Raw genomic sequence first — 26,946 nt, forward strand, 5'->3', positions numbered from 1 at the left:
CGGGAGCGTGGGAACGAGTGGTCTCGGCAAGACTGTTCTACGCCGGGAAAAACGCGTCAAACACCACGCGGGCGATGAGCCAATAGCATCGTGCAGCTGAGTACCAGGAGCAGCAAGGATGCCGGCTCAGGAATCGCCTGCAAAAATAATTGCCCTCCATGCACTTGAAGTCTTAGGTCATCCGATTCTAGCGATGGCCAAACATCTGCGATGCCAGCGACGTCGAATCGAACCTCCGACGGGTCGAAGCCGACGATGCTATCGGCAGACATGATTAACCAAGGCCCTGCTTCTCCTGGCAAGAACCCTGGCAGGTCGTTGATCTGCAGTATCCAGGGCGTGCTTTCGCTCGCACTAAACTGCAAATCGCCTTCCACTTCAAACAGGTCCCAGTCCTCGCCGGGCGTGCCATCGGCCGAGCCAATCTCCCACTCAAAGACAGCTCCTTCGCCAATCGTTGCGTTGCCGATGACTGAGAGTATGCCGGCCGAGTTGCCTGGGGCGATGTTGGCGCCACTGCCAATCGCAATATCACCAACGTAAGTGCCGTTGCCTTCAAAACGACTGTCAGAGCCCGATAAATCCAAGGCTGACGCCTCGCCATCGAAAGTCACGGCAAGCGACCTCGACTCGTCGATTTGAATTGATCCTTGAAAATCAAAGGTGTCGTTGCCAACAAGGTCAAGGCTAGCGTGCTCTGTTCCAGCACGGACTGTTCCGTCCATCCTCACGAAAGCGTCGAAAGATGTGATGGAGGCGTCGCCGTCTACAATGATATCGCCACCGAGAGTGATTCGTTCCTGGACTCGACTGATATTTGCAGCAACTCTTCTCGCTTGCAGGGCTAGATCAGGTGAGATAGTGAGATTAGTTTGATCGGAAAGTCCAATTGCACTCTCAATCACCGGCAAGATCTGCCTGCCATCGACCAGTGGAGAAATGAAGATGTAGGAATCCTGAGTTACACGCAAATCACCATTTAGCCGCGGGGAGGAAAGAGAGTTACCCGGAGCCATTGTCAACGCTCCTCCCGCTAACACGAGGTTGCCAGTCACGGCATTGGTAATACTCAAACGTCCCTCAGGAAGAATCGTCACTTCCCCTGTGCCGAGGGCATTGGTGTCGTAGACTGTCAAGTCTGCAGCAGCGATCTCGATTGGCTGAGAGTAAGTTACATTGTTACCGCGCAGATTTGTCACACCTCCTGTGAATCGTAGCGCCCCTTGAAAAGCGTTCAAATCGCCTTCAAAGTCAATGATCCCGTTGCCGAATCCGCCCTCGACTACGAGTTGGCCCTGCCCTGTTATCGAGCTTGTGACAACGGTAGTTCCGCGCTCAATACGGATGAATCCACCACCCGAGAGAACCTCGATAGGGGCAGAAATGCCGCCTCGTAATTCCATATCGAGGATGCCGCCATCGAAGCGGAATTTTCTACCCGTGAGAGCGAGGCCGCTTTCGGTCCTCAGGCTTGCCCCTTGGTGAATGGTAACAGCATGCTCGTCATCCAGCGGTGCCGTTCCGAACTGATCCGTAATGAATTGACCTCCCTGGATATCGATGGGTCCGGTATGCATTGCCAAGCTTCTGGAGAGCGACGCGATGCCCTCCCCGATTTTTGTGATTGGGAAGTCTCCTTCCAATTTCAGATCGTCAAGTCCACCCGAGGCGATCGTAATGCTGTTTGCCCGAACTGTGGGCGAATTGGTTGCTGAAGGACGGAACTCTGCGTAGTCCGATATTTCGACATCTCCCAGAATCATGGGCATCTCAGACTCGTATTCTACGCGGAGAAAAGTGCCGTTGAGGGTCAGGTCTGTGCCTGTCGGCAATGCGCCCTCGCTAAAGAGTAAAACGCTGCTGCCACTACCAGCACTAAACTTGGTTGGCCCTGAGTACGTGTTGTTGCCATGAAGGCGCAGGGGCCCTGTATTCGAAGCGTAGGTCAAACCGACCGACCCCTGTGCGTTGTCGACAATATCTGCCGAGATCGTGCCGGCCCCACTGACGATTAGCTCCGCACCGTCGGAAGCGCCTGCGCTCAATTGACCATTCGTGATTGATGCATCAAGTAGCAATCCGCCACTTTCTAATGTTAGGGTGTGACCATTGAGGTCAATCGGACCACTACCCATCTTCAGCGCGTTGATGTTCTTGTCTTCCGCTAGAGTGACACCTCCACTGAAGTCACCTACGTTGTCTGTAGAGGTGGCCGCAATCAGGTTGGTAGCATAGGTGTGCAGTGCGGAATAGGCGACGACGCCGTCGGGGCCATAAGTCGCGAAATCATCTTCTACAGTCGCCCAACCCCCAAGCAGGTTGTCGTCCAGAGTGGGTGCGGTTGCGAATTGCAGTTTGCCGCCGTTGCTGCCCGGGTCAAACCGCAACGCCGTGCCAGGACGCCTGACCAAACTTGCTATCTCTAATGTCGTCTCACTGCCGGAATCTGACGGGTTTTCTACAACGATCTCACTGGTTCCCCGATCCAGGGTTACGGTCCCCAACCGCTCAGTGAGTTGCTCTCCGGCGCGTCCCAGGAGTGTCAACTTCATGCCGTTGAGATCAACCGGCGTGCTATCTGGGATACGATCTTCATTTGCAATCTCACCACTGTTGTCGAGAATCAAGCCGCTCCTACCGCCGCCCCTAGAGAGTCTGCCATTTCCAACGATTTTTGATGTCGAATTAAGGCTGCCACTTTCGATTAACCTAAAGTTCTCTGCCAGAACATGCGTCTCTCCGGAATAGGAGTGGTTACCACTCTGAAAGCGTAAATCTTGCCGTCCTTTGACCGTGAGGTCGCCACCGTGTAGCACGCCTGTGATGAGAGCCACCTCTCCGGTAAAAACACCCGCTGACAGGTTGGAGCCACGATCACCGAGAAACACGTTTCCCGCCAACGTTGTTTGCTCCAAGGCTTCACTGCCGCCAACAACCAACGCAGCCTGACCAATCGGTCCACTGGCATTATTTAAGTGGATGTCTCCGTGATAAATTTCTTCCGTATCGAGGACTACCTGAGCGGTATCGTGAACGCCCAAGTGAATTGCTGGCGGTGCCTCACCCGCATCTCCCCTTACAGTGAGCTGGCCACCTTCCACATCGACGCGTGTGAATCCTGATCCACGGATGTCTTCCAGGACTCCCGGGGTTCTATCCTGCTTCGTCAGCACTTTTTGCCCTGCAATAGCACCACGAATAGTTCCGCCAAGAAATCTTAGCTCGTCGGTGATCGACAAGACAGCTCCTTGGTCGGCCTCTAGTCGCAAATCTTCGATAAAGCTTTCTCTCTCAGCGGTGCGGGGATCGATAACGAAGGACTCAAGCGTATTGCTCTGCCTAGCGACCAGACTTGCAACAAAACGACCGGGGCTTAAATAAAACGTACCACGGGGAGACTCTAAGTCTCCGGTGAGTTCCATTTGGGTCTCGGAGATGAAGACATCACCCGCTTGCGAAAGCTTACCAGAGAGCCTCACCGGTCCGCTTTGCGTGGCAGCGAAGTTTCCACGAGCCACAATTTCACCTGCAATGTCAACTTTTCTTGATGCGAAAACAGAACCGGAGCCATGCAAGCCATTCGTAAAAACGTAACTGTTACTCGAAGTCACTCCAAGGGCAACGCCACCCGAGAAAGTAACCGGCGCGTCCAATGTGGCTGCCAAGCCGTCAACACTCCCACCGGTGAGCAGGCCTCGCTCCAGTGTGATTTGATGTCCATAAGGAGTGACAGATCCGCCCAAATCTAGACTTCCCTCTTTCACAACAATTTGTTCATTTCCACCCCCTCCCCTAAGCAATAGCTCCCCTCGATCTACTACAGTATTGGCGTTTGCATCTCCTAAGGCCGCGGGCTGCTCGAAAAAAACGCGCATGCCGGGGCCAATTTCTGTTTTGCCGGAGTAGGATGTCGAACCATCGATTGTGATTACTGGATTGTTAGATTGGCCCCCGGGAAGATTAGGGATTTCTCTCTTCAAAAAGCTCAGTCCTCCGGCACCAGTGATAGCTCCCTGTATCCGCATCGAGTCGAATTGTGTCAGTTCGATGGTACTATCACGGGAGAGGTCTAAATCCATGACCACATCGGTAAAGCCCGCAACGCCGTATAATTCACCTCGCGCCAATCTGGTTGACAATTTCACACCTACCTTGCCGCCGTCAAGTGTTGTGGTGGGCACGAGATAATCGGAATCACTCTGCCCCGTAACACTCTGAGAAACGAAAGATAAGCGAGCGTTGGGCCCCACTGAGATGCCGCTGCTACTTGAAACTGCGTTGACATCCGCGAGCACCAATTCTCCTCCATCGACTGCAATACTGCCTTGCCACGTTGAGTTGTCGCCAGATAGCCTGAGCGCTCCAAACCCAGTCTTTGCGATGTCTCCCTCCAAAGAAGCAATACTACCACTCAGTTCAACATTCTTCAGTCCCACGAGGTCGAAGAGTAGGCTTTCCCCCGGAGCGATTAGCACGGGCGTCGCTATCTCTACACCTAAAGTGACTCGCTGAGGAATAAGCGTCCTGACGGTCGCCGGCTCGGAACCTGGATTGTCGAGCAACAACGGGCCCGCCCCTTGCAATGCGATCGTGCCAAAATCGGAAAAGCTTGCGTTCCCAAGGGTAACCTGGGCGTCCAAATCAAGAGTAACGATGCCGGCCTGCGCTGCCACGTTGGCGGTAGCGCCAGCCGAGTTGGGGACCCCGTTATCCCAATTCAAGGGATCGAACCAGTCGGTTGCGTCGGGTAAATTCAACCAAGTGCTATTGGTTTGCGCCGGGCTCGACTTGCTCTGAATTCCAAAAAGTAAGAGAAGCAAGACGGTGGTACATATCTGGTAGATCGGCTTACGTGAGTTCATAGCGAGTTGTCATTTGTGGGGAGCAGCTGGAGTAAGTAGTGGCGTGGGTATCATTCAACAGAAAATCGGAGGTTGGCAAATCCGACGAAAGCGATAAAGAGACGCTGCAACAGCCCCGAGGAACCAGCCGCGCGAAGTCCCGTTGCTCAAGGAAACGAGCGATGCACCGGATTGCCAATGACACAACCAACCAAAACGGGCAATGCTGTTGAAGGTTGCCCACAGGTCAGTTGTTAAGAAATCATTGGCTTCGCTGATTATAGAAGTGTCTAGGAAAGACGAAGGTTGCCTGTACAGTAGCCGCCTGGCACTCGAGATGCAAGCAAAACCGAGTAAAATAGGCTAAATCGGCCGCATGGGAGACGGAAAAATCTTTGTGATGAGTGCCGAGCACGTTGAGGCGGGGCTAGGGCTTTAGTGGGTGGCATGGGTAGCGCCTCCTCGTTACCACGCTCCTGCGTGGGAACGGGATATCTAGCCGCTCCTGCGGCGCTCGACCCTGACAGTGCTTGGCCTTCGCACCGGGCCAGACGCAGAGCGTCAGAATCTTGTGTTCCCACGAAGGAGCGTGGGAACGAGTGGTCACGCCGGAAAAAACGCGTCAAACACCGCGCGGGTTTGACGGAACACTTTCTCTGCTTCGGCAGTTAGCGACTCCGTGTTCTCATAACCCAAGAGCATCGCCAGCCGGGCTAGTTCTTTCTCGTCTTCTGGGAACTCGTGCCGACCGGGGGAGTTCATCAGTCGGATGCGAGATTCGACATTTCTTTGGAAGCGATAGCTGCCAGCGAGCTGCTCGGCTGTTTCCTGCTTGAGCAGCCCGGCACTTGCGAGCGCGTCGAGCGCCTTCAGTGTGTTGGTTTGCCGAATTGAAAGTTCCTGACAACCGTGCTTGAGTTGCAGCATTTGCACAATGAATTCCGTGTCCATGGTGCCGCCGCGGGCGCGTTTGAGATTGCGTGGCGAGGCGGAGGCTTCCAGTTTGGCTCGCATCTGCCTGATTTCTCCTACTTGATTCTCTTGCCACGCTTGGCCAAACACGGCTTGCTGGAGGGCCGCCTCACAGCGTGTCCTAGCGATCTCAGAGCCCGTGATGACACGAGCCTTGCACAATGCTTGGCGTTCCCAGAGTTGGCCTTCGCCGCGATCGAAGTACTTCACAAACGATTCCAGCGAGACGGCCAACTGACCGCCGCGACCCGTGGGGCGCAAGCGCGGATCGACTTCGTAGAGCTGCCCCTGGGGGCCAAACTGGTTGACCTTTTTGATGATTCGCTGCGCTAGCTCGCCGAAGAAGTGATTGTTGGTCGTCCCTGAGTTTCTATGATCGTGCCCACCACGTTGGACGGGCTGCGTATCGCCTTCTGCCTCGTACAAGAAAACCAAATCGAGATCACTGTGAAAGTTCGGCTCGCTACCACCGAGCTTGCCGATGGCCACGACGAGAAACTCGCACGTGGTGCCATGCCGTTCGACGGGCACACTCCAGGGCAGGATCTCCGAGGTGATCCTTTCAATGCCACTCTCACCGGGCAGCTCCGATCCGATTTGCGGCTCACCGAGCTTCTCCACGAGCTTCTCATACTCGATCTCGATCACCTTTTTCAGACAAACTTCCGCCGTGTCGGATAGCGCCTGGTGGGTCGCCTGGATGGCATCCTTGCCAAGTATGTCGCGCACGCCGATGCGTAGGTGTTGCGAAGCCTTGAAGCTGTGCAGAATGGGCGCGAGGTCTTCCGCGCTGTGGGCTAGCTCTTCGAGAGACTTGTGAAGTCGGTCGTAGTCAGGTAACCGATCGGTGAGCAGGCTGTCGGTGAGCTCGTCGATCATACCAGGGTTCGTGGTGAGGATTCCCGTCAAGTAGGGACATGCCGCGCAGAGCGTGACGTAGAGGTTCATCGACGGGCGATTCTCGCTGAACAGTTCCCACAGCGCTGCCTTGCCACCGAGCGAGTCGCTTACGCGGCACAGCGCAATCAGTGTCGCATCAGGATCGGGCGTAGCAGCAATGGCAGAGAGCAAGCGAGGTGCGATCGACGCGAGAAACAACCTGCAGCGCCGCGTGGAGAGGAAAGGAATCGATTCCGTGGCAAGCGACATCAGGTGGTCGTAGGCGGTTCTTGGGTCTGAGAAGGGATAGTGCCCCAAAATCTCTTCAATGGCCTGCTCGCTCGGGTCAGGGTCGTTCACAAGATCGACCTCTCGAGACTGCTGCGGACTGTCTACGGTGGCTTCCTCAAAGGCATCGTGCAGCAGGTGATCGAGAATACGGTTGTTCTCGGCCGTGCGCTGCTCGTAGTCCTCCTGAAAAAGTCTTTTCGCCGATTGATCAGAACCGTGGTCGGACTGTCTTGAGTAGCCCAATCGACGCGAGAGCTTGCGCATCTCCTCACTACTGGTCGGTAGCTCGTGCGTTTGCAGATCGAACATGATCTGCAGGCGGTGCTCCACTTTTCGGAGGAATCGGTAGTTGACGTCGAGGATGCTGCGTTCCTGTTCGGTCAAGCAACCTGCCTGTTCCAGCAGGCTAATGGCCTCAAGCGTGTTCCCCGTGCGCACTTCGGGGGAGGCCCCGCCATTGAGCAACTGGAGGAACTGGATCACGAATTCGATATCGCGAATGCCGCCGTGTCCCGTTTTCACGTTGGTATTCGCCACGCCTTTCGCATCGGCGCGTTTCTCAATCCGGCGCTTCAACGACTGAATTCCAGCGATATCCGCCAAGCTAAGATAGCGACGATACACCCAGGGCTCGAGTTGCCCAAGAAACCGCTCCCCCAGTTCGATGTCGCCGGCAATCACACGTGCCTTGACATACGCCTGGCGTTCCCAGGTACGGCCGCGCAGGTCATAGTAGGCAAGCGCCTGACCGAGTCCGGTGCTCAGCGGCCCACGTCGGCCTTCCGGTCGGAGTCGCATGTCTACGCGGTAGGCCGCGCCGAGGTCGGTCGGTTCGGTAAGCAGCTGAATGAGCTGTTGGGCCACCCGATGCGCGTACTGGTCCGCCCCTAAGGTTCCGTCTGCCACGGAATCATGCAGGAATACTAAATCGATGTCGCTCGAGTAGTTGAGTTCTCGTCCGCCCAGTTTTCCGAGCGCAAGGACTACGAACTGCGGGCGCTCTCGCCCGACTTTCCCCTGAAGCTTGCGATGCACATGCTGCAAAGCGGCTTCGACCACCGCGTCGGCCACGTAGGAAATCTGCCTTGTGACCTGATCCACAGGATGCTCTGCGACGACATCACCGTAAGCAATCCGCAACGTCTCACGACGTTTGAAACGGCGCAGGTGAGCCATCACGTCATCATTGGTATCCAAGGAAGCAACTTCGGCGACAAGCTCTCCGACGATTGTTTCCCTTGCGTAGGGAAGTCCCTCCGTCATGCGCAGCAGGTCATAACTCTCCGGATCGGAGCAGAGCAAATCGCTCAGGTCTTGGCTAGCTGTGAGTAGCAACAATAAATTCGGAAGCGCTTGGCGATCGCGCTCGAAAAGTGCCGCCGTGGAAAGCGGGCTGCGCGCCGCCAGCAGGAAGCGTTCCAGGTTGTTCAGCGCCATGTCCACATCGGCCAGTCGAGGAGCGGTCTCTTCGAATTGCCGGCAGACTTCAGCCAATAAGTCCAGCGTTACACCCGCATCGGCTAATCGGACTAGGTTCGAATGCCCAGTGCGCACGTCTGATACGCCCAATTGCTTGAGCCAGGCACGCGCCTCGCCGGGGACTTCCTGGTCTTGAGTTCCGAGAATGGTTCGTAGGCGTTGGGACTGCATCGGCGGTGGGTTGCATAGGTTCAGCGGAAGAACGGGAGACTGATTTTTGAGGGTCCGCCTACAGAGCCACTATAACCTGACGGCGTGGGGGCTGTCATGGCTGCCGTGCAGAAATAAGCGAGCGTTGCCTGGCAGCGAGAGATGCTGCAGGGCCCGATTACAGAGAATCGCTAGATCGGTTCGGCAACGAGTTCTGGCCGGTCGGGAGGATGATTGGTAAGACGGACCGAGATGAGGCTGCTGAGTTTGAATCGCTAGGTGCCACTCCACACATCCAAAGCAGTAACAGACTGTAGCCGCCTATCTAATGCAAACTGAACCGCCGTGAAGGGAACCAGTTATGCAGCAAAATCGTAACTGAGCTCGTAGAGTGGAGGGCGAACTTGTAGGAAGCTGCCTTTCGAGCAGGCTCCACAACTTTCGACTTATCTCCCTATGATCGTCCGGCGCGCACATTAGGCAGTGCTGCACAAAGATACGGCTTTCAAGGATAGAGTGCTATCTGAGAAGTTCAGCAGTAAAACGCATTCGGTGATCCACTGTAATCTAGTCAGCGAGATGGAATTCATTGGAATAAGCAGTGAGAAACGCCTATTTACTGGCACCTTTCGTCCGGCTTTGCCTCTCTGCCGAAATTTTGGCACGCCCATTGCACTTACTCATCAGCCGCTAGTCCGCTAGCAGCAATAGTGAGTACACGTTAACAGTTCTCACTGAAGCCCCACCTCAACACTACTAGTTACTCAGCTTCCGCGAGGTTGCTAAGCGCTAGTAGCCCGCCGAAGTTCCTTTGCGAACGAGAAGAGCAAAGGGAAACATCCCACCGTATTGGAGAGACCGAGAGATGACTGCGCAAGTACTGCACAAATTGGAAGATATGACACACACCATCGCGTTGTGGACGTCGGTTGCGGCGACCACGATATTCGCCAGCGTCTTTTTCTTCACTAGCGATATAAACTTTAACTACCACTTTCAGCGGTTCTTTTCGGGCAAGGCGGGTAGTGCTGATCTGCCAATCTTCATGGGAATCCTACTCGCCATCTGTCTCGGCTATACGCTTGCCAGTAAGAAGCAGCTCGCCGAAGTCGGTGGGGCGATTGTCGTGGTCTCCGTGGCAGCCCTCTACGGATGGTGCGCATTTGTCATCTCCTATTCGCCCGGGCCCACCCTTCTAGTGCTTGCCGCTCCCGCACTGTTTTTTTTGGCGTCAAGGCGTGCCGCTGCCAAGCAAGAAGCACTGTCGCTGGCAGAAGAATTACCGCTCGTTGAGAATCACAACGACAACGAAGATCACGACAATCACCACGAGCCGGCTGAGGTTGTTCATGAAGAACGCGAGTTGGTAGCCGGCGCTGTTGCATAGCATGATCAATGAACACCCGATCGCCGAACAGTCGTTTCTAACGGAGGATGCTTTCAATGAGATTTTCTCGCAGACCCTACGACTTAGCAGCGTCTTGAGGGACATTGTTGCCAAACTGGGTAATCGTTTAGAAGTGGATGTCTGTTCGATCTACTTGAGGGAGAAAGACGCTGCAACCTTGGTTCTGGCAGCGACGGTTGGACTTAATCAGAACTGCGTCGGTTCACTGCGAATGGGACTGCATGAGGGTCTGGCAGGAATGGTCGCTGAAGAGATGCAACCGGTTGCTATCGCAGAAGCGACGAAGCATCCTCGCTTCAAATATTTCCCAGAAGCCGAAGAAGACGCTTACGAATCGTTTCTCGGCGTGCCCATCGATTCCCAAGGCGTATTGGTCGTACAAACGGTCGAGCCTCGCTCTTATTCGCCGGTCGAAATCTTACGCTTGCTGAACCAGGCGACGATGCTTGGGGCTTGTCTGAACAAGTCTTGAGTTGTCGCCTGGTGTGCCACTGCTGGCTTCTTCAGCAGTGGCACCCTACTCTACTAAACCGTACACTTTCAGGTGCCGATCTAGTTTTACGGCCCAATTCAGCGGTCTAGTTGTACGGCCCAGTTCAACGGCCTAGTTCAACGGCCTAGTTCAACGGCTAGCCAGTTCGGCGGCGAAGGCTGGCAGTTCATCATGCGGTGCAGCTCATCACACAGTGCGACTTGTCTTAAAACGTTAGGGGCTCAAGCCGGTGCAATACAAAGACAGAATTATCGAGCTACCCCAAAACCGCGTGTGGCGCAGCTACCTCGGCGGCCGGATACTTGATGAGCTGGTCGGTAAAACCGAGCCCGCCGATAGTCACTTCCCCGAAGACTGGATCGGCTCAGTCACTGCGGCCAACAATCCTGATTCGCATGGCGAGCACGAGGGCATTTCCAAGGTCAGCATCGATGGGCAAGAGCTGCTCCTTCCCGACTTGATCGCCAAAGATCCTGAGTATTTCCTCGGCGCGGATCACGTGGCACGGTACGGGCAACAACCGATGGTGCTCATCAAACTGTTGGATGCCTCGGTGCGTCTGCAGTTACAAGCCCATCCGACGGCGGACTTTGCGAAGCGGCATCTCGATTCTGATTCGGGCAAGGCCGAGGCGTATTACATTCTGGACGTGCGTGAGGATGCCAAGCAGGGGAATGTCGACCAGGCGTACGTCTATCTGGGATTTCAGCGGCCACCTAGTCGCGATGATTTGCGTAGTTGGATCGAAGAGCAGAACATGGCAGCGATCTTGGATTGTTTCGACAAGATCCATGTGAAGCCGGGCGACGTGCTGTTTATCCCCGGCGGTGTGCCGCACGCGATCGGCGAGGGCATTTTCATGGTGGAGATCATGGAGCCTTCGGACCTGGTCGTCCGCTTCGAGTTCGAGCGCGCAGGCTACACGTTGCCCGAGTCCGCGAGATTCATGAACCGGGGCCTCGAGTTTTGCCTAGACATCTTCGATTTCGAGGCGAAGCCCGAGGACCTAGTGCGCCGCGACTTCATGTTCCAGGCTCAACGGGAAGCCACCTACGGTGACGCGGGACATCGTGATAGTTTGATCGGCCCAGAAACCACGCCGTGCTTTCGCGTGAAGAAATCAACGATCTGTGGTAGCGTCCAGCGCACCGAAGATTCGTTCTTTGCGGGCGTCGTGACCAGCGGCGAATGTATTATTCGAACCGCTGAGCACGAATTGAAGCTGAAACGGCTGAGTAAATTCTTCTGCCCCGCGGGCCTGGGGAGCTATACGATTGAGGCGGAGCGGGAAGTGCAGATTTTGGAGTGCTTTCCGCCGATGGTGGAGGGTTGAGGCGTGGACAGCAATTTACCCACGCCTAGCTAACGGTTAGCAAGAATTCAAACGCGGGCTCAACGGCATGCCCAACACCGATTCACACTGCTGGGCAAGCCAGCAGTGGCACCTGGCGTAGCATTGTCGCCCTAACGGCTGGGTTCACCGGGCCGCGGCGAACAGTACTGATTTCGAAACCCGCGCGACCCGCGGCTCCGTGTGCAACCCATTGTTATGTCGCGATTGGCGGTCAATCCCACCAGTTGAACGCAGCATTCCCGACAGATTGCGGTTGCCAATATTTTACCTGTTCGCGTTCCGAAGTGTCTAGTATTGCGAGATCAGTGTCAGTGAGATTGCGATCGAGTTCGGCAGTTGTCGCAATAGTCACATTAGGAAATAGGGTTGCAAGTTGTTGTGTCAGCGGATCGGAATCAATGAACCGAATTTCACATGAGAGTAGTTCCAACGGTTCGGAAAATGCGACAATCGGATAGGTCGAATGACCAAGGATTGAAAGCGCGGTGTCGCCGTTTGTCAGCAAGGCGGAATGAAAATTCGGCGTGACGCCACGCTCGGAAACATCTGACACGGTATACCCCAGTGGAGTCGCCGCGGCGTAGACGATGGATTTGAATTCTGCGATGCCGATTTCTGGGATGGGGCCGCGGTCGTCCCAGTTGAAGAAGCTCGTGATGCCGCGTCTTACGATCATGGGGTTTAGCGCCCTAACGTAAATGGCTCAGTTGCCGGCCGCCCGCGGGAGCAGGCTTCAAACCGGCAACAACAGTCTACTCGCGGGCGCAGCCGGTCAACTGCAGCCGGTGGTTAGGGGGCACGTCAGGGGCGGGTGCTAACGGCATGAAAGACGATAAAACGATATCGCCGCCAAAAGTGCTTCCAGAATGGATGATCCTTTCGCCATCCTGTGTAAACAGCAATGATCGGTGGCGAAGCGACGGAGCAAACTACTGCGACTGCGATCCAAGAGCCAACCGGATAATTGCTTCAATCGCCTCAGCCAACGGATTGCCCCCCCAACGATAAATGGACAGAAAGTAATCTGTATAACTCAATAAAGTAGCATGTCCAAATATTGCCGCAAGCCGTTGCAGTATCACGAGTAAGGGAACACTGCTTAGACTTGCAGTCGAAATGGACAGAATAAGGCGTTGGCACCATAGCCACCTGGCAACCTTGGGTGATTCACCCCATTTCTTAGCTGGGCACTTTCCAGATACCCGCTCCGGCTACGTTGACTTGCGACCGAGTTACGAGACTCCTATCCGAATTTCAGAGGTGCTACCGGGAACTACGCTGCGGTAAAACCGCGTCAAGCACAGTAAACCCCACCATTGATATCAAGCGTGGCGCCGGTAATGAAGCCATCGTACTCGGAGGCCAGAAAGACCACCGGGCGGGCGACATCTTCGGGGTTGCCAGCTCGGCCCAATGGGATGCCGGCTACTGTGTTATCCGCGGACTCTTTGGTGGTGTGCGTGTTGTGGAAACGGGTGCCCAGCATCAAGCCCGGGGCGACTGCGTTCACTCGCACGCCGCGTGGCGCTAGTTCGCTGGCCAGCGAGCGCGTCCAGGTGAGCGTTGCCCCCTTGGCGGTCGAATAGGCCAGTGATCCGCCGTGGCCTCCTTTGCGACCGGCCAGTGAGGCAAGATTGACGATGCTACTCGCCTGGTTTTTGCAAAGGTGGGGAGCGCACTCCCGCGAAACCAACATCATGGAGGTGAGATTAATGTTCATCACCTTGTCCCAGAAGTTGGTGTCGATTTCGTCAAGGTTGCGTCGCGCGACGAGATCGCCTGCGTTGTTGATCAGGACATCGATGCCCCCCAGGAATTCACAGGCTGATTGTACAAACGACTTCACGGACTGCTCGTCGGTAAGATCCGCCTGGAACGCCTTCGCTGGTAGGTTCTCGCTGGTGGCGCTGGCAACCAACCCATCGGCACCTTCGCGACTGGTGTGATAGTGAATGGCCACATGGCATCCTTCGCGAATCAATTCCTGCACGATCGCGAGTCCTAGCCCCTGGCCGCCTCCGGTGACGACGACGCGTTTTCCTGTGAGTTTTCCCATGATTTATCCTTTTAGTGTTCGTGTTTCGCGAAGAGTCCTATCCTACCAGTGCGAGGGGGCCGGATGAATGGGCGAACGGCGAACCGAACTAGAGTTGATACCGCCAATATCGATTAGTTGGCTCAGTCGTTCGACTCCTTTCGGAATGACACAGTGGGAGCAATGCCGCGTCTCCGGTGGCACCCTGTACTTACGCACCCCACATTGACGGCGGTTCTCGCGAGTTGAACAATGCAGGGCATGAACACCGAAGTCGCGACGAAAATTGCCGGTTGGCTGGCCGAAGCCAAGAACGTAGTCGTGTTCACCGGTGCTGGTGTGAGTACGGAGAGCGGGATTCCTGACTTTCGCTCGCCTGGCGGCGTCTGGTCGAAGTATCGCACCGTTTACTACGACGAGTTTATGGCCAGCGCGGAAGCGCGGCACGAATACTGGCAACAAAAAGCCGAGGGGCATCGCGAATTTGCCGACGCACAGCCTAATGATGGGCATCGTGTGATTGGCCAGTGGGAACGGGACGGCACGATTCGTGGCGTGGTGACGCAGAACATCGACGGGCTGCATCAAATGGGCGGCAATCGGGAGGTGCTCGAATTGCATGGGACGGCGCGGCAGATTCTCTGCCAAGATTGCGGAGCTCGCTACGAGGCTGGGCCGCTCGTGGCTGAGTTTCTAGAAACTGATCGCGTTCCCGAATGCGGCAAATGCGCTACGGGACGTTTGAAGCACGCGACGATTTCGTTCGGTCAATCACTGCCAGCGGACGTGCTGCGCGAAGCGGCCCAGTGGTGTCGGCAGACGGACCTGCTGTTGGCAATTGGCTCTTCATTGGTCGTGTCGCCGGCAGCTGACTTACCGGCGACTGCGGTACGAAACGGGGCCCGGCTGGTCATCATCAACCGCGACACGACACCGCTGGACTCGCTGGCGGACGAGGTGATTCGGGAATCGATCGGTACCACGTTGATGGCGATCAATGCGTGTTTGGCGTCGTGAGTCTGTGCTGGTGACAGATCGCACCGGAACGCGAGCCCAAATAGTTTTTGAACCACAAAGGTCACAAAGTAAAGTCGCAGAGCGTGATAAGTGCCCTACAAACCTTAGTGTTCTTTGTGCCCTTCGTGGTTCATTAATCTGAGGTACGGAGCTCAAACACCGAGGGTAAATAGCTCCGGCCCCACGTGTTGCGTAACGACGTTGCCGAACAGGGTGTGCGCGTTGGCGTCGTAGATTGCAATCGGTAGCGTCTCGCCGATTTGGCGTTGGTTGCCCTCGAATACCACGATGCGATCGCACATGGTGCGTCCGGTGAGTTGGAGGACGGGGCCATCGGCTTCGTCTTTACGCGTGGCCGTCTTGCTAGGGCCTTCGACTAAAACTTCCACCTCGCGGCCGAGGAAATCTTGGTTGTCTGCCTCGCTGATCTCATTTTGCAAGTCAAGTAGCCGATTATTGCGCTCGCGTTTGACTTCTTCAGTAATGTCGTCCGGGTAGCGCTCTGCGCCTTTGGTTCCTGGGCGTTCGCTGTACTTGAAAATGAAGCTGTTCTTGAACCGATACTCCCTCACGGAGTCCATGGTGGCTTGGAATTCGTCCTCAGTCTCCCCACAGAAGCCGACGATAAAGTCGCTCGAAACAGCCGCTCTGGGTAGCCACTCGCGGATACGATCATGCATTTCACGATAGTCATCGGTCGTGTAGCCGCGTTTCATGCGATCGAGCACCGCGTCGGAGCCGCTTTGCAAAGGCACATGCAAGTATTTAGCGAGCTTCGGCAGGTCGCGCACGGTCTCTAGCACGTCGTCGGTCATATCTTTGGGGTAGTTCGTCACGAACTTGATGCGTTCGATGCCCGGAATTTCATGAACCGCGTTGAGTAGGTCGCTAAACCGAGTTGTGCGCTCCCCCTCTTTGAACTTGTAGCTGTTAACCGTTTGCCCAAGGAGCGTGATTTCCTTGCAGCCTTCGCTGGCAAGTTGACGTGCTTCGGCGAGGATTTGCGCCGGCGGTCGGCTTTGCTCCGGGCCGCGCACGCTGGGCACGATGCAGTAGGTGCAGAACTTATCGCAACCGATCACAATACGCACGTACGCTTGGTAGGGCGTGGGGCGCATCGTGGGATCGCGCAGCGGGTCGAAGCTCTCGTGGCTGCGTTCGATTTCCGCACGACCGCCGTCCTTGCGGCCGAGGCTCACTTCCATCTGTTGCCCTGCCCCGTCGGCAATTTCAGAAATCAACTGCGGCACTTGGTGTAGCTGCCCAGGGCCGACGATTAAGTCTACGTAGGGCGCTCTTTGGAAGATGAGCTTCTGATCTTTCTGAGCCATGCAGCCCAGCACGCCGATGATCTTATCGGGATTCTCTTGCTTGGCATTTTTCAGCCTGCCGAGCGCGCTGTAGATTTTGTCTTCTGCGTGCTGACGAACACTGCATGTGTTGAAGAGCACCGTGTCTGCCGCTTGTGGGCTATCGGTGAGTTCGTACCCCTCCTTACGCAAGCTGGCCACGACGAGCTCGCTATCAAGCACGTTCATCTGGCAGCCAACGGTTTCGATGTAAAGTTTTTTGGTCATTGGAAAAATGATTTGCCGGGCTCCGCTTCTTCTTTGAACCACAGAGGGCACAGAGATACACGGAGGAAGCTTTCGGAGACGGATTGAAATGCCTTAGGTAGGCATGGGGGGTAGTTCTTGGTTTTCGATGTCGTATTTTGTTCCGCAATTCCTCGAGTCGAGTTTTTTTTCACTCTGTGAACCTCCACTGCGATTCTAAGAGTCGGCTCTGTGGTTCAGACTAGAGCACCCCAGGCTCATGCAGCTTCGCTTTCTTGTTTATCTTCCGCTTGTACTTGTTGTTTGGCTAGTTGCTTTTTCTGTTGCTCGACTTGCATGCGGACTTGCTCGACCAGTTCGTTGCGGCGGGCGGCCATCAGCTTCACAAGCGTGGTCACCGCGACGTAGCCGGCAAAGCAAATGAGTAAAATGTCCCAGCGATCCATCGCGGTGTTTCTCCGTAACGCTACCAAGCACACTAGCGGCATCGGGTCGATGCGGGCTAGCAAACGTTTGGTAATTTGGGGTTTCGGGGGGAACTCGTATGATACAGCGCACTTGCCGGTGCGTGCGAGGCCGTTTTACCGCTTGCGGCTTAGCGGCGCCGGCCGCTTGAGGCTTAGCCGCGCCGTGAGGTTAGCTCAACGAATCACCCGGTTTGAGGCGATTTCCCCGTAGAAAATCGCCCGCTGGCATGGCCCGCTTGCCTGCGGGTTGGACTTCTAGCAGTTCCAAAACACCTTCGCCGGTGGCAACGATAAGCGAATCCTCGGCAGAGGTAATGGTGCCGGGCTCGCTAGAATCCGCGCTAGAAGGCGTGGCAGAATCGCCCGAATCTGCCTCTGGGAAACGCGTCCGGTGGACAATCAGACGCTGCGGGTCGTCTCCATCTGCTTCCCAGTGGGTGTAAGCCCGCGGCCAAGGCTGGAGGGCACGGACTTGGTTATGGATTTGCTGAGCCGATTGCGACCAATCGATCAAGCCATGTTCCTTGGCGAGTCGTGGTGCTTTGCTTTTCTTGCTTGAATCTTGCTCTACTGGCGAGGTCGAATCCGTGGCTAATTGGGCGATCACTTCCTCGACCAAAGTGGCCCCCATTTCTGCAAGCCGTTCTTCTAGTTCGCCCGCTGTTTCGTGGGGATCAATCGGTGTGCGTTGCACACCAAGGATGGGGCCGGCGTCTAGGCCGGGCGTCATTTGAATGACCGTGTTTCCCGTTTCTTGGTCGCCATTGAACACAGCCCATTGTACGGGCGCGGCTCCACGATATTTCGGCAGTAGCGAGCCATGCAGATTCACGCCGCCGAGGGATGTACATTCCAGCGCGGCCGGCTTGAGAATCTCGCCGTAGTCGCAGACGACCATCAGCTGCGCGTCGAGCGATTTCAACCGCTGGTGGGCTTCGTCCTCGTTGACGGTGTCAGGTTGCCAGAGCGGGAGTTCCAATTCTTGCGCCGCGAGAGCCATCGGCGCAATCGCCGCCCGCCGGCCACGCGGCGGGCGCGTGACCACCAACAACACCTCGTGCTGCGGATCGTCGTGCAGTCGGCGCAATGTCGGCACAGCAAACGGGCCAGTTCCTAGGGCGATAACTTTCATGGAATCACATCCTACTCTTTCTACTCTTTTGAACCACAAAGAGCACTAAGGACACGAAGTTTCGTAGGGTGTTGGTTTCAAGCGTCAAATCGCGAAGCGTGCTTCGTGTTCTTTGTGACCTTAGTGGTAAAAAGTTCCTAAGGTACTGATTACGTTCGCAGACGCTCTAGCTCGGCGATGCGGGCAGCGATGGTTGCTTCATCGGGCATTTCGCCTGTGTTGCGTCGGCTGTCGAAGTCGATTTCGAATTCTTCCAGCTCGTCCCGCACTTCGGCCATTTGGGTTTCGCTAAGGCGATCAATAAATAGCGTGCCGTCGAGGTGATCGGTTTCGTGCTGCAACACCCGTGCGAATAGGCCATCGACCTCAGCGGATATTTCTTCCCCCTTGAGATTGTACGCTTCGACCGTGATTTTTTCCTTGCGCATTACCGGGGCGTGTACACCGGGGATGCTCAGGCAGCCTTCGCTCCCCTCGGCTTGGCCTTTGCCGTGGGAAAGTACAGGGTTAATGAACACACACTCGGCCTCTCTATCCGCTGGATCGCCGGTGACGTTTGAGATAAACAGCCGATAGGGTAGATCTACCTGATTGGCGGCCAGCCCGACGCCTTCGTGCTCGTACATCAACTCGAACATCTGCGCGACCATCCCGCGAAGCTCCGCGTCGACTCGTTTCAGGGGCTTAGAAGTGTGCCGCAGCGTGGGGTGCGGGTAATGAATAATCTGAAGTTCCACTCGTTGCCTCGCCAATCTCTGCTTTATGGTCCGGGTCTGCTCGTTCTGGGTTTTCTGAGGCCTTGATTATACGCACAATCGGCCTGAAGCCGAGTGGGGCATCCATATTCGTTGACGCTTGATTCCTGCAGGCCTAGACTCTGTCTGGTACGCACAATTCCTGGATCTGGCTAGCAGCGACACTTTCTCCGAGCGTCGCGCTGCCGGCTTGTGAAGCACGCAAAGGAAGAAGTGTCCGTGTGCACAGCACAGGAGGCTTTCAGCACCGCCGATGAGCCAGCTTAGAGAAACCTCTCAATACCTCTTGCCGCAAGCGGCCCCGACACTTGTCCGAGCCATCCGATAGAGTAGGCAATGCTGCAAGCGGACGAAGTGTCGCGGCTACCCAGTTCCATGGCAGAGACTCACAATTGCAGACTGACTAAAAACAGGCGTGAAACCACATCCCAACAACACCGAACCTGCTGCGTGGCCTGCTTGGTTGGCTTCGGTGGTTGTTCACGGATTGCTACTGTGTGCGGTTATTGCACTGGCTTCGCCGCCTGAGCAGCGAGGTATAGCCGACACACCGGATCGCGAAGCGGGGATCGTCCTGAAATCGACTTCTGATGACACGGTGATGTTTGAGGAGGAAGGAGACGTCGAGGCAGTGGAAGAGTCTGCTCCGGCCCAAACTCCGATACAGACTCCGGCGGTGCGTAGTACCGCGACTGCGGGGAAGAGCGTGGCAGAAACAAATCCTGCTGAGCCCTTGTCGCCCCCACTGGCGGGGATTGGATCGCTGACAAGCGACGACGCTCCGCTGGGCAATGCCAATACGATGGCGGCTGAGAGTGGTAGCGGCGGCGTGGGTCGTGCTGTTGGCAAGATTGGCCGCACGAAAGTAAAACTGTTTGGCGTGGAGGGGGAAGGCACACGGTTTGTGTACGTGCTTGATCGATCCGACAGTATGAATGGTACGCCGATGGTGGCCTTGAAGCGGCAGCTCATTGCCAGTTTGAATTCGTTGGAGAGCGTGCATCAATTCCATCTTATCTTCTTCAATCATAAGACGCGTATCTGGAGAGGCGACGGCATTCAGAACGGTCGCACGGCATTTGCCACGGATGCGAACCTGCGCTCGGTGGCTCGGTTTATTGAAGGCATGACGGCCGATGGGGGCACCTATCGTTGGGAAGCCCTGCAGAAGGCGCTCGCACTGCGTCCTGACGTGGTGTTTTTTCTGACCGACGCCGATAACCCAATGCCCGGGGCTGATGTACTGAAAGCAGTTACACGGGCTGGACGGCAGGGCACGGCGATTCAAACGATTGAATTCGGCATTGGCAGAGAAAGCCGACGTGATAATTTCCTCAAGCACTTGGCTAAAGAAACCGGCGGCGGTTACGATTACGTTGACGTGCGACGGCTGGAATGAGTGGCGTTCTCGTTCACACGCTCCTGCGTAGGAACGCGGTGGATTGATGCTCCGCGTTGCTGAATTTGTGAAATTGCAGCTTCGTTGGCTGATGTACTCGCGATGCATTCGCCGCGGAGCGGCTGGTTATCCCATTCCCCCGCGGGAGCGTAGCAACGAGTTTGAATAGTACCATGTCTAACCTCCCTATCATCCTTGCTGAGACAACTACCCAGCGTAATCCGCTGAACATCATTTTCTCCGGTGGGGTCACGGGCATTGCAATCATCGCCCTGCTGGCGTTGCTCTCGATGATAGCCTTGGCTTTAGTGGTAGAGCACTTGCTCACGATTCGTCGCGCTGTGCTGTTGCCTGAGAATATTGCACAGAAGGTGCGCCAGAAGGTTGCCACGGGCGACTTGTCCGGGGCGAACACCGTTTGTCAAACACAACCGTGTGCTCTGACGGCCGTACTGCAAGCCGGGCTGGGAGAAGTACCGCTCGGGTGGAACCACGTCGAGAAGGCCATGGAGGAAACACTCGCTGAGCAGGCTGCTAGGCTGCTGAGGAAGATCGACTACCTTTCGCTCATCGGCAACATCGCCCCGATGGTGGGCCTATTAGGAACCGTAGTGGGGATGATCTTCGCGTTCCAAAGCGTGGCCGACGCCCAGGGCGCCGCGCGGGCGGCAGATTTGGCAAGCGGCATCTATCAGGCGCTAGTCACAACCGTCGGCGGACTGATTGTGGCGATTCCCTCGCTGGCGGCGTTTGCGATCTTCCGTAATCGGATCGACAAGATGGTGGCAGAGATTGGACACGCGGCGCAAGCTGCGATGGTGCCGTTGAAGTCTCAACTTGTCGGTAATTTGAAACATTGAACCACGGAGACACGGAGGTGGTAATAGGGCGCGGATGAACGCAGATTGGGCGGATGATTGCAGATCGGACCCGAAGAACCCACAAATGGCAATTAGACTACAAGCAATCTGCACGAAGGATACCTGTTCCATAAAGAATCAGTTTGGATCCACTCAATCTGCGTTCATCCGCGTCCCATTATTGTTAGTAAATTCGTGGTGAATCATGCGCAAACCTAGCCTAGGCCGAGATCGCGCGATTGACTTCAACGTGACACCGATGATCGACGTCGTGTTCTTGTTAATCATTTTCTTTCTGGTGAGTAGTCACTTGGCAAGTCAGGAGACGCTGATGGACTTGCTGCTCCCCTCTGCAGAAAGCAAACTGGAGTCTGCTGAGGCTCAACAGCATCGGATTACGATTAATGTGACTGCAGTCGGTGAGACTTATTTGGGCGGCCGGGCCGCAAGTGTGGCAGAGATATCTAAGCGACTGGCCGTCGAGCGCAAGATTACCGCCGAGGAACTGCAGGTGCGCATTCGGGCGGATCGACATGTCCCCTACGGAAAAGTAACTCCCTTACTGGCCGCTTGCGTGCAAGCGCAGGTGTTGAACGTGGCATTCGCTGTAGAAGAGGATTCGCCGTGAAAGCCCCTCACTGCTTGAGTCGCAGCCACTCCCTCGGCCCGGCGATGACGCCGATGATCGATGTGGTGTTCTTGCTGCTCATTTTCTTCCTGAGTACTACTAGCTTTCAAACACCCGAGGGAACGCTGCCGAGCAAGTTACATGCTGCGGAGGGGAATTCTTTGGCGACACCTACGCAAATTTCCGAGATGGAATTGGAACGGATCATGATCGAAGTTACCGGTGAAGGCGATCACTTAGGATTCGCTGTGAATGGGCGAGTATTGCACTCGCTTGCTGGTGTCGCCGGGCTGCTAGAGCAACTCGGTCAGATTGATGGTACACTGCCGGTGATTCTCGAAATTGAAGCTGAGATCCCTCTGGGCAAGGCGATTGATGTGTATGATGCCTGTCGGTCGGCCGGATTCTTGAAAGTGCAATTTGCCGTGTCGGAAGAGCTGCTCTAGTGCGGTGTTACAAATAAGAACTAGGATTGCGAGTAGAGTCGTACCACACTGAGCAAACCCCAACATTTACATGAAACTATGCACTAGAAACTTCCCCATTCTAGCGTGAGCACAGGCCATATGATTGCAACACGACGGTACGAAGGACTCAACGTAGTGCTCGTTGTGCCGTCGTGGTTCAGGCGAATTCTCGGGGGAACGCTGATCCTGCTAAACGCATCGATCTGCTACGGCGAAGAAGCACGTTCGGTGAGTACCGCTCGGCAAATGATTGCGGATTCGACGCAGCCCGCCTCAGAGCGTATTGCTGATACTGTTGAGTTGATACGTGGGGAAACGCTTCGCTGCGTGGCATTGCCCGCTACGACGCCGCTGAAACAGCTTGAGGCACAATGGAAGAGAATTGCAAAGATCGACTTGCTTGTGAATGATTTGAGCAACGCCCCTCGCTACCAACTCGTCAGATTCCAATTTGCACTCGCTCTCATCGAGCAGGGAAAACAACTGTACCGCACCCCCGTTGCGGCGACGGCTCGTAAGCAGCGAATGCTCATGGCTCGCGAGAAGCTACGAACTGCGCTATTTATGTTGAAGGATGTCGATGAAGAGTTCGCCAAGAGAGTGCCCGGCCCGTCATCGAAACCGACCGATAGCGACGACGATGCGAGCTTGAGCATCACTGCGATTACCGCCCTGCGCACCAACCTAGAGCTGTACTTGGCCAAAGCGTATCGCTGGCAAGCGTTGTGCTACCCTGCAGAATCGGCTGATTGGTACAACTCTTTAGGCCTAGCTCAGGAGCAGTTGGCCACGTTGGCAGGTGTGCCTGATTCAAGTCCTCTGAAGAAGCAGGTCCTCAGTGAGAAAGCAATTTGCGAGCAGATTATGAAGCAGCGGTTTGGGTATGAGCCTCGGATTAGTCCGACGCTACCTATTTTGGAGCCACTGGCTGTGGCTCCGGAAAAGGTTGACGTGAGAGCGGCGGAGCCGACAAGTAGCGCAGGTGATCGATCGGGGCGGCAATCCGAAGCGCACAGGGCGGAAGAGGTTGCTGCTCGCTTGTCGTCCTCGCCGGAAACTCGTCGCGACGCTTATCTGCACTGGTCACACATTGAAGCGCGCAGCCCGGGTGGTTCACCGCGTTGGCAACGTGCTCGCAAGGCGCGCATCGACCTGCTGGAAAAACTTGGCGAGCAAGGCCGCGCCGACAAACTACAGAAGTTGACTGAAGTGCTCTATCCTGAGACCACCGCGGCAAATCGGAAATAGCCGTGCGCCAACGACTCGCTGGTGCGCAACTGAAAAGGCTTCAGACCTCAGACCTCGGGCTTCAGGACACGATCGCAATCATGTCTTGAAGTCCGAAACCTGAAGTCCAAAGCCTGTAGCCTTGCTCAGCCTCTCCAGCGAGCCGTTGGCTCGCGGCTAGGCAAATGGTGCGTTGTTCGCTCTACGGCTGCAATGGGTACCAGGGCCCGCGCACGTAGTACACACCAAACTGTGCCGTGTCCTGAGGCCAGGCCGGGGTCGATTTGTATCCGCCCCTATTACCGGGCCCACTGTAGTTGCGACCGAATTGGTGGTCGATGCGCGAAACGCGGCTGCTCCCGACGCCCCAACTCCAATTGGTTTGCATGTTGGCAGTCGGAGGCACGACTAACGATACCGGCACGCCGTAGGAGGTGTGCGCGTAGTTCGCGTGCCAATTGTAGTTCTGGGCTCGCTGCTGCGGCTCCAAATAGCGATTAGCCGCTTCGGCTTGGCTGCCACACGCATAGAGCGTCGCGACGACAAGCAATGTGAAGATTAGTCTCATAGCGAAGTTCCTTATTTCAACGAAGGCCCTAGAAGGCGGTCCTACAATTCTGACACAAGCCAATAGCTAATAGCCAGCGGCTAACAGCCATTTAGAAGTGCGGGTTCAACTTCCAGAGCATGTGATCTAATCGCAGTCCGTAGGTGCGGTAGCGAATCTTCGAGCGTGTCCAGCCGGCACCCCGGTTGTAGGTGTAATGGCTGCGTGTGTGTTTGTAGAGATACTCGTGCGGCATCAACGGCTGGTAGGTCGTGTACGTGTGACCTACGTTGGCGGGCACAGGCATCGGCGAGATGTACATGTCGGCCGTGGTGCCGCTGGGCTCGGGGCCCTCGTGGAAATTGTAGAACAAGTCGCCCTTGTTCTGGTAGCTGATCGTGCGGTCGTACATTCCTTCCGCATGGGTCTCATCGGCTTGCCACCAGGTGGTCGCGGCAATTGCGACCAGCAGTGCCGTGTTTGCCAAACGCTGGGTCATCGTTTTCCCCCCTCAAGTGAATTCGTGCATAAGAATGGGCCAAGGTGCGAAAGCCGTCAGATAGCTGCACTCGGATAGCTCATTTTTCCTCTCTACGAATCACTGTCGGACGGCAGGGCTCGTGCCGATGAGTTTTCTTTTACGTGCCGTAACAGTAGTTCTGGCCGTGCAGGCACCCGTGTCAAAAGCGGGTGGGAATTCGGCCTCGCGACCGATATAATCATGAGAATCGCTATAAATTAACACACACCTGAACCCCAAGGCTTGCGCCGGGGGCTACTCAAATACTGCATTGATACGATCCAGCTATGGCTAAGAAGAAGAAACGTGTGAAGAAGAAGTCCGCAAATAGCAGCGCTGCGGCTCCGCGGAAGAAGAAGAAAAAAAAGAAGGTGGCTGTCGACGCCTCCCCTACTCCGCGCAAGAAGAAGCGGAAGAAGAAGGTCCGCCGCGTGGCGGAGAGCCAGTCGGAGGCCCCTTCGAATGGTGCTCAGGCGAATGGTGCGCCGGCGAAACGAAAACGCCGTGCCACCGCCCAAACGATGGCCGCCTCGCAACGCGATATTTCCGTCAGCGAGTTCTTCGCAAAGAATCGCCATCTGCTTGGGTTCGACAATCCGCGCAAGGCGCTACTCACCACAATTAAGGAAGCGGTCGACAACTCGCTGGATGCGTGCGAAGAGGCGGGCATCTTGCCGGAGATTTGGGTTCACATCGAACAGACCGGCGGCGATCGCTACAAGGTGGGCATTCAAGACAATGGCCCAGGCATTCTCAAGAAGCAGATCCCGCTGATCTTCGGTAAGCTGCTGTACGGCTCTAAATTCCATCGCCTCCGACAAAGCCGTGGGCAGCAGGGTATCGGCATTAGCGCGGCCGGCATGTACGGCGTGCAGACCACGGGCAAGCCGATCAAGATTATCTCCAAGGTTTCCGTGCGAAAGCCGGCTCACTACTACGAGTTGCAGATCGATACCAAACGCAATCAGCCGAAGATCATGAACGGCAAAGGGGACGGGGTTGATATCCCACCGGGAGAGAAGGGCTCGAAGTACATCGAGAAGCATGGCATTGAGTGGGTCGAAGAGAAAAGCGGCACGCGAGTCACCATTGAGTTGCAAGCGAAGTACACACGCGGCCGGGGCAGCGTGGACGAGTACCTTGAGCAAACGGCTATCGCGAACCCGCATGTGACGCTGCATTACCTTGACCCCGACGGCGGCACTCGCGACTATCCTAGTTCCACGGATAAATTGCCGCCGGAGCCCAAAGAAATTCTCCCGCATCCCTACGGCGTAGAATTGGGCCGCTTGGCTTCAATGCTGGAAGAAGCCAAGGGGATGACCGTTTCGCAGTTCCTTACGGGGAGCTTTTCGCGTGTGACCCCCTCGGTGTCGCGGAAGATTTGCGAGAAGGCAAAGATCAGCACGCGGGCGAACTCGACCCGCTTGGGACGCCAGGATGCAGACGCCCTCTATCATGCCATTCAGGACACCAAGATTTCTAACCCCTCGACGGACTGCATTTGCCCGATCGGCGAAGAGTTGATCCTCAAAGGGCTGCATCAGGTCGTACCGGGCGAGTTCTACGCAGCCGCCACGCGACCTCCTTCAGTGTATCGGGGGAATCCATTCCAGATCGAAGTCGGCCTCGCCTACGGTGGTGCAGCCCCGGCGCAGAATGTATCGAAGGACTTGCTCAATGAACTGCTCGACGAAACCGACGCTCGCACGTGCCGGCAGTTTCTCGTTAACACATTCAACGGCATGGGCACCGAGGCGGCCGACAAGATTCTCAAAGCGTCGAAGCTGGGAACACGGCAATCCCCCTCGAAGCTCACACCCAAGCAACGGGCCGCGCTACTCGATAGCATGAAAAATGTGAACATCAGCGAGGGTCAATCGATGAACGTGTTGCGACTGGCTAATCGAGTGCCACTGCAGTTCCAGCACGGTGCTTGTGCGATCACGCAGTCGGTGATCGGCAACAACTGGCGGAGCTACGGCCTTACCCAATCGCGCGGCAGTCTACCGAAGGGCCCGGTGAGTATCATGGTACATATCGCCAGCGTGTGGGTTCCGTTCACTAGTGAATCAAAAGAAGCGGTGGCCAGCTACCCGGAAATCCAAAAGGAGCTACGTCTCGGGCTACAAGCCGTGGGCCGCAAGCTGGGCATGTACCTGCGCCGCCGCTTAAAAGTGCGCCAACAGACCGACCGCCGCGAAGTGTTCTTGCGTTACCTGAAGGAAGTTTCCACCGCGGTAAGCGAGATCAATGGCGCGAAACGGGATGACCTCTATGAGCAACTCGTAAAGGTTGCCAAGAAACGCACCGCGGATGCGGACATGGTGATGGACGACCGTGGGCGCAAGCTCGATCAAGAAATGGACCTGGGGGATAACGTGCTGATTGTTGATCCTGCGGAGTCGGAGCATCACATCAATCGGGTAGCGGCTGTTGAGGGTGATGAGGAAGAGTGATTATTTAGCG

At 55.8% G+C, this 26,946-nt stretch carries 20 protein-coding genes; 10 read left to right on the plus strand and 10 right to left on the minus strand.

Annotated elements, in window-relative coordinates; genetic code table 11:
- Positions 1-56 precede the first annotated feature (56 nt).
- Both HG15A2_RS20910 and HG15A2_RS20915 read right to left on the minus strand, forming a co-directional pair.
- Positions 57-4,862 (minus strand): autotransporter-associated beta strand repeat-containing protein, encoded by a 4,806-nt coding sequence (locus HG15A2_RS20910; protein ID WP_145062980.1) that lies wholly within the window; start codon positions 4,860-4,862, stop codon positions 57-59.
- A 582-nt stretch (positions 4,863-5,444) separates the two neighbouring features.
- Complete coding sequence (locus tag HG15A2_RS20915; RefSeq protein ID WP_145062982.1) at positions 5,445-8,633, minus strand: [protein-PII] uridylyltransferase family protein; 3,189 nt, start codon at positions 8,631-8,633, stop codon at positions 5,445-5,447.
- A gap of 844 nt (positions 8,634-9,477) precedes the next feature.
- Between HG15A2_RS20915 and HG15A2_RS20920 the strand changes: the two genes are divergently transcribed.
- From HG15A2_RS20920 to HG15A2_RS20930, 3 genes are all read left to right on the plus strand, one after another.
- Positions 9,478-9,999 (plus strand): hypothetical protein, encoded by a 522-nt coding sequence (locus tag HG15A2_RS20920; protein ID WP_145062984.1) that lies wholly within the window; start codon positions 9,478-9,480, stop codon positions 9,997-9,999.
- A 1-nt stretch (position 10,000) separates the two neighbouring features.
- Positions 10,001-10,492, plus strand: a complete 492-nt coding sequence (locus HG15A2_RS20925; protein WP_145062986.1) for a GAF domain-containing protein — start codon at positions 10,001-10,003, stop codon at positions 10,490-10,492.
- 250 nt (positions 10,493-10,742) lie between these two features.
- Positions 10,743-11,846, plus strand: a complete 1,104-nt coding sequence (locus HG15A2_RS20930; RefSeq protein ID WP_145062988.1) for a class I mannose-6-phosphate isomerase — start codon at positions 10,743-10,745, stop codon at positions 11,844-11,846.
- Between the two features lie 232 nt (positions 11,847-12,078).
- On the opposite strand, the gene HG15A2_RS20935 is transcribed toward HG15A2_RS20930, so the two are convergent.
- A complete protein-coding gene (locus HG15A2_RS20935; RefSeq protein ID WP_145062990.1) occupies positions 12,079-12,543 on the minus strand; it encodes a hypothetical protein in 465 nt (154 codons plus the stop codon).
- Positions 12,544-13,161: 618 nt separating this feature from the next.
- Positions 13,162-13,923, minus strand: coding sequence for an SDR family NAD(P)-dependent oxidoreductase (locus HG15A2_RS20940; protein ID WP_145062992.1), 762 nt, complete (start codon positions 13,921-13,923; stop codon positions 13,162-13,164).
- Between the two features lie 240 nt (positions 13,924-14,163).
- Here HG15A2_RS20940 and HG15A2_RS20945 point away from each other — a divergent pair, with 240 nt between their 5' ends.
- Entirely contained in the window at positions 14,164-14,919 is a 756-nt protein-coding gene (locus HG15A2_RS20945) for an SIR2 family NAD-dependent protein deacylase (RefSeq protein ID WP_145062994.1), read from the plus strand.
- Between the two features lie 152 nt (positions 14,920-15,071).
- Here HG15A2_RS20945 and miaB read toward each other — a convergent pair whose 3' ends face one another.
- From miaB to def, 4 genes are all read right to left on the minus strand, one after another.
- Positions 15,072-16,505 (minus strand): tRNA (N6-isopentenyl adenosine(37)-C2)-methylthiotransferase MiaB, encoded by a 1,434-nt coding sequence (gene miaB / locus HG15A2_RS20950; protein ID WP_218932586.1) that lies wholly within the window; start codon positions 16,503-16,505, stop codon positions 15,072-15,074.
- Positions 16,506-16,732: 227 nt separating this feature from the next.
- Positions 16,733-16,921, minus strand: coding sequence for a hypothetical protein (locus HG15A2_RS20955; protein WP_145062998.1), 189 nt, complete (start codon positions 16,919-16,921; stop codon positions 16,733-16,735).
- A 190-nt stretch (positions 16,922-17,111) separates the two neighbouring features.
- On the minus strand, positions 17,112-18,074 hold the full coding sequence (gene fmt / locus HG15A2_RS20960) for a methionyl-tRNA formyltransferase (RefSeq protein WP_145063000.1): 963 nt from the start codon (positions 18,072-18,074) through the stop codon (positions 17,112-17,114).
- Positions 18,075-18,223: 149 nt separating this feature from the next.
- Positions 18,224-18,811, minus strand: a complete 588-nt coding sequence (gene def, locus HG15A2_RS20965) for a peptide deformylase (RefSeq protein WP_145063002.1) — start codon at positions 18,809-18,811, stop codon at positions 18,224-18,226.
- A 433-nt stretch (positions 18,812-19,244) separates the two neighbouring features.
- Here def and HG15A2_RS20970 point away from each other — a divergent pair, with 433 nt between their 5' ends.
- The 5 genes from HG15A2_RS20970 to HG15A2_RS20990 all read left to right on the plus strand — a co-directional run bounded on the left by HG15A2_RS20970 (position 19,245) and on the right by HG15A2_RS20990 (position 23,431).
- The gene (locus tag HG15A2_RS20970) at positions 19,245-20,228 is read left to right on the plus strand and encodes a VWA domain-containing protein (RefSeq protein ID WP_145063004.1); all 984 of its coding nucleotides are present in this window, start codon (positions 19,245-19,247) and stop codon (positions 20,226-20,228) included.
- A gap of 173 nt (positions 20,229-20,401) precedes the next feature.
- Positions 20,402-21,088 (plus strand): MotA/TolQ/ExbB proton channel family protein, encoded by a 687-nt coding sequence (locus HG15A2_RS20975; protein WP_145063005.1) that lies wholly within the window; start codon positions 20,402-20,404, stop codon positions 21,086-21,088.
- A 205-nt stretch (positions 21,089-21,293) separates the two neighbouring features.
- Positions 21,294-21,716, plus strand: coding sequence for an ExbD/TolR family protein (locus HG15A2_RS20980; protein WP_145063007.1), 423 nt, complete (start codon positions 21,294-21,296; stop codon positions 21,714-21,716).
- Positions 21,713-22,162, plus strand: coding sequence for an ExbD/TolR family protein (locus HG15A2_RS20985; RefSeq protein ID WP_145063009.1), 450 nt, complete (start codon positions 21,713-21,715; stop codon positions 22,160-22,162). The genes HG15A2_RS20980 and HG15A2_RS20985 overlap by 4 nt, the downstream gene beginning before the upstream one ends.
- A gap of 120 nt (positions 22,163-22,282) precedes the next feature.
- The gene (locus tag HG15A2_RS20990; RefSeq protein WP_145063011.1) at positions 22,283-23,431 is read left to right on the plus strand and encodes a hypothetical protein; all 1,149 of its coding nucleotides are present in this window, start codon (positions 22,283-22,285) and stop codon (positions 23,429-23,431) included.
- A gap of 181 nt (positions 23,432-23,612) precedes the next feature.
- On the opposite strand, the gene HG15A2_RS20995 is transcribed toward HG15A2_RS20990, so the two are convergent.
- Together HG15A2_RS20995 and HG15A2_RS21000 are read right to left on the minus strand one after the other, a co-directional pair.
- Positions 23,613-23,978, minus strand: a complete 366-nt coding sequence (locus tag HG15A2_RS20995) for a hypothetical protein (RefSeq protein ID WP_145063013.1) — start codon at positions 23,976-23,978, stop codon at positions 23,613-23,615.
- Positions 23,979-24,069: 91 nt separating this feature from the next.
- The gene (locus HG15A2_RS21000) at positions 24,070-24,456 is read right to left on the minus strand and encodes a hypothetical protein (protein WP_145063014.1); all 387 of its coding nucleotides are present in this window, start codon (positions 24,454-24,456) and stop codon (positions 24,070-24,072) included.
- Between the two features lie 308 nt (positions 24,457-24,764).
- On the opposite strand from HG15A2_RS21000, the gene HG15A2_RS21005 reads away from it, so the two are divergent.
- Positions 24,765-26,936, plus strand: coding sequence for a DNA topoisomerase VI subunit B (locus HG15A2_RS21005; RefSeq protein ID WP_246117819.1), 2,172 nt, complete (start codon positions 24,765-24,767; stop codon positions 26,934-26,936).
- Positions 26,937-26,946: the final 10 nt, after the last annotated feature.

The organism is Adhaeretor mobilis (assembly GCF_007741515.1).
Lineage (GTDB): Bacteria > Planctomycetota > Planctomycetia > Pirellulales > Lacipirellulaceae > Adhaeretor > Adhaeretor mobilis.

Bases quoted from the DNA above. Each gene is read 5' to 3' on its own strand.
- HG15A2_RS20910 (WP_145062980.1), bottom strand. From the start codon at position 4,862: ATGAACTCACGTAAGCCGATCTACCAGATATGTACCACCGTCTTGCTT.
- HG15A2_RS20915 (WP_145062982.1), bottom strand. From the start codon at position 8,633: ATGCAGTCCCAACGCCTACGAACCATTCTCGGAACTCAAGACCAGGAA.
- HG15A2_RS20920 (WP_145062984.1), top strand. From the start codon at position 9,478: ATGACTGCGCAAGTACTGCACAAATTGGAAGATATGACACACACCATC.
- HG15A2_RS20925 (WP_145062986.1), top strand. From the start codon at position 10,001: ATGATCAATGAACACCCGATCGCCGAACAGTCGTTTCTAACGGAGGAT.
- HG15A2_RS20935 (WP_145062990.1), bottom strand. From the start codon at position 12,543: ATGATCGTAAGACGCGGCATCACGAGCTTCTTCAACTGGGACGACCGC.
- HG15A2_RS20940 (WP_145062992.1), bottom strand. From the start codon at position 13,923: ATGGGAAAACTCACAGGAAAACGCGTCGTCGTCACCGGAGGCGGCCAG.
- HG15A2_RS20945 (WP_145062994.1), top strand. From the start codon at position 14,164: ATGAACACCGAAGTCGCGACGAAAATTGCCGGTTGGCTGGCCGAAGCC.
- HG15A2_RS20955 (WP_145062998.1), bottom strand. From the start codon at position 16,921: ATGGATCGCTGGGACATTTTACTCATTTGCTTTGCCGGCTACGTCGCG.
- fmt (WP_145063000.1), bottom strand. From the start codon at position 18,074: ATGAAAGTTATCGCCCTAGGAACTGGCCCGTTTGCTGTGCCGACATTG.
- HG15A2_RS20975 (WP_145063005.1), top strand. From the start codon at position 20,402: ATGTCTAACCTCCCTATCATCCTTGCTGAGACAACTACCCAGCGTAAT.
- HG15A2_RS20980 (WP_145063007.1), top strand. From the start codon at position 21,294: ATGCGCAAACCTAGCCTAGGCCGAGATCGCGCGATTGACTTCAACGTG.
- HG15A2_RS20990 (WP_145063011.1), top strand. From the start codon at position 22,283: ATGATTGCAACACGACGGTACGAAGGACTCAACGTAGTGCTCGTTGTG.
- HG15A2_RS20995 (WP_145063013.1), bottom strand. From the start codon at position 23,978: ATGAGACTAATCTTCACATTGCTTGTCGTCGCGACGCTCTATGCGTGT.
- HG15A2_RS21000 (WP_145063014.1), bottom strand. From the start codon at position 24,456: ATGACCCAGCGTTTGGCAAACACGGCACTGCTGGTCGCAATTGCCGCG.
- HG15A2_RS21005 (WP_246117819.1), top strand. From the start codon at position 24,765: ATGGCTAAGAAGAAGAAACGTGTGAAGAAGAAGTCCGCAAATAGCAGC.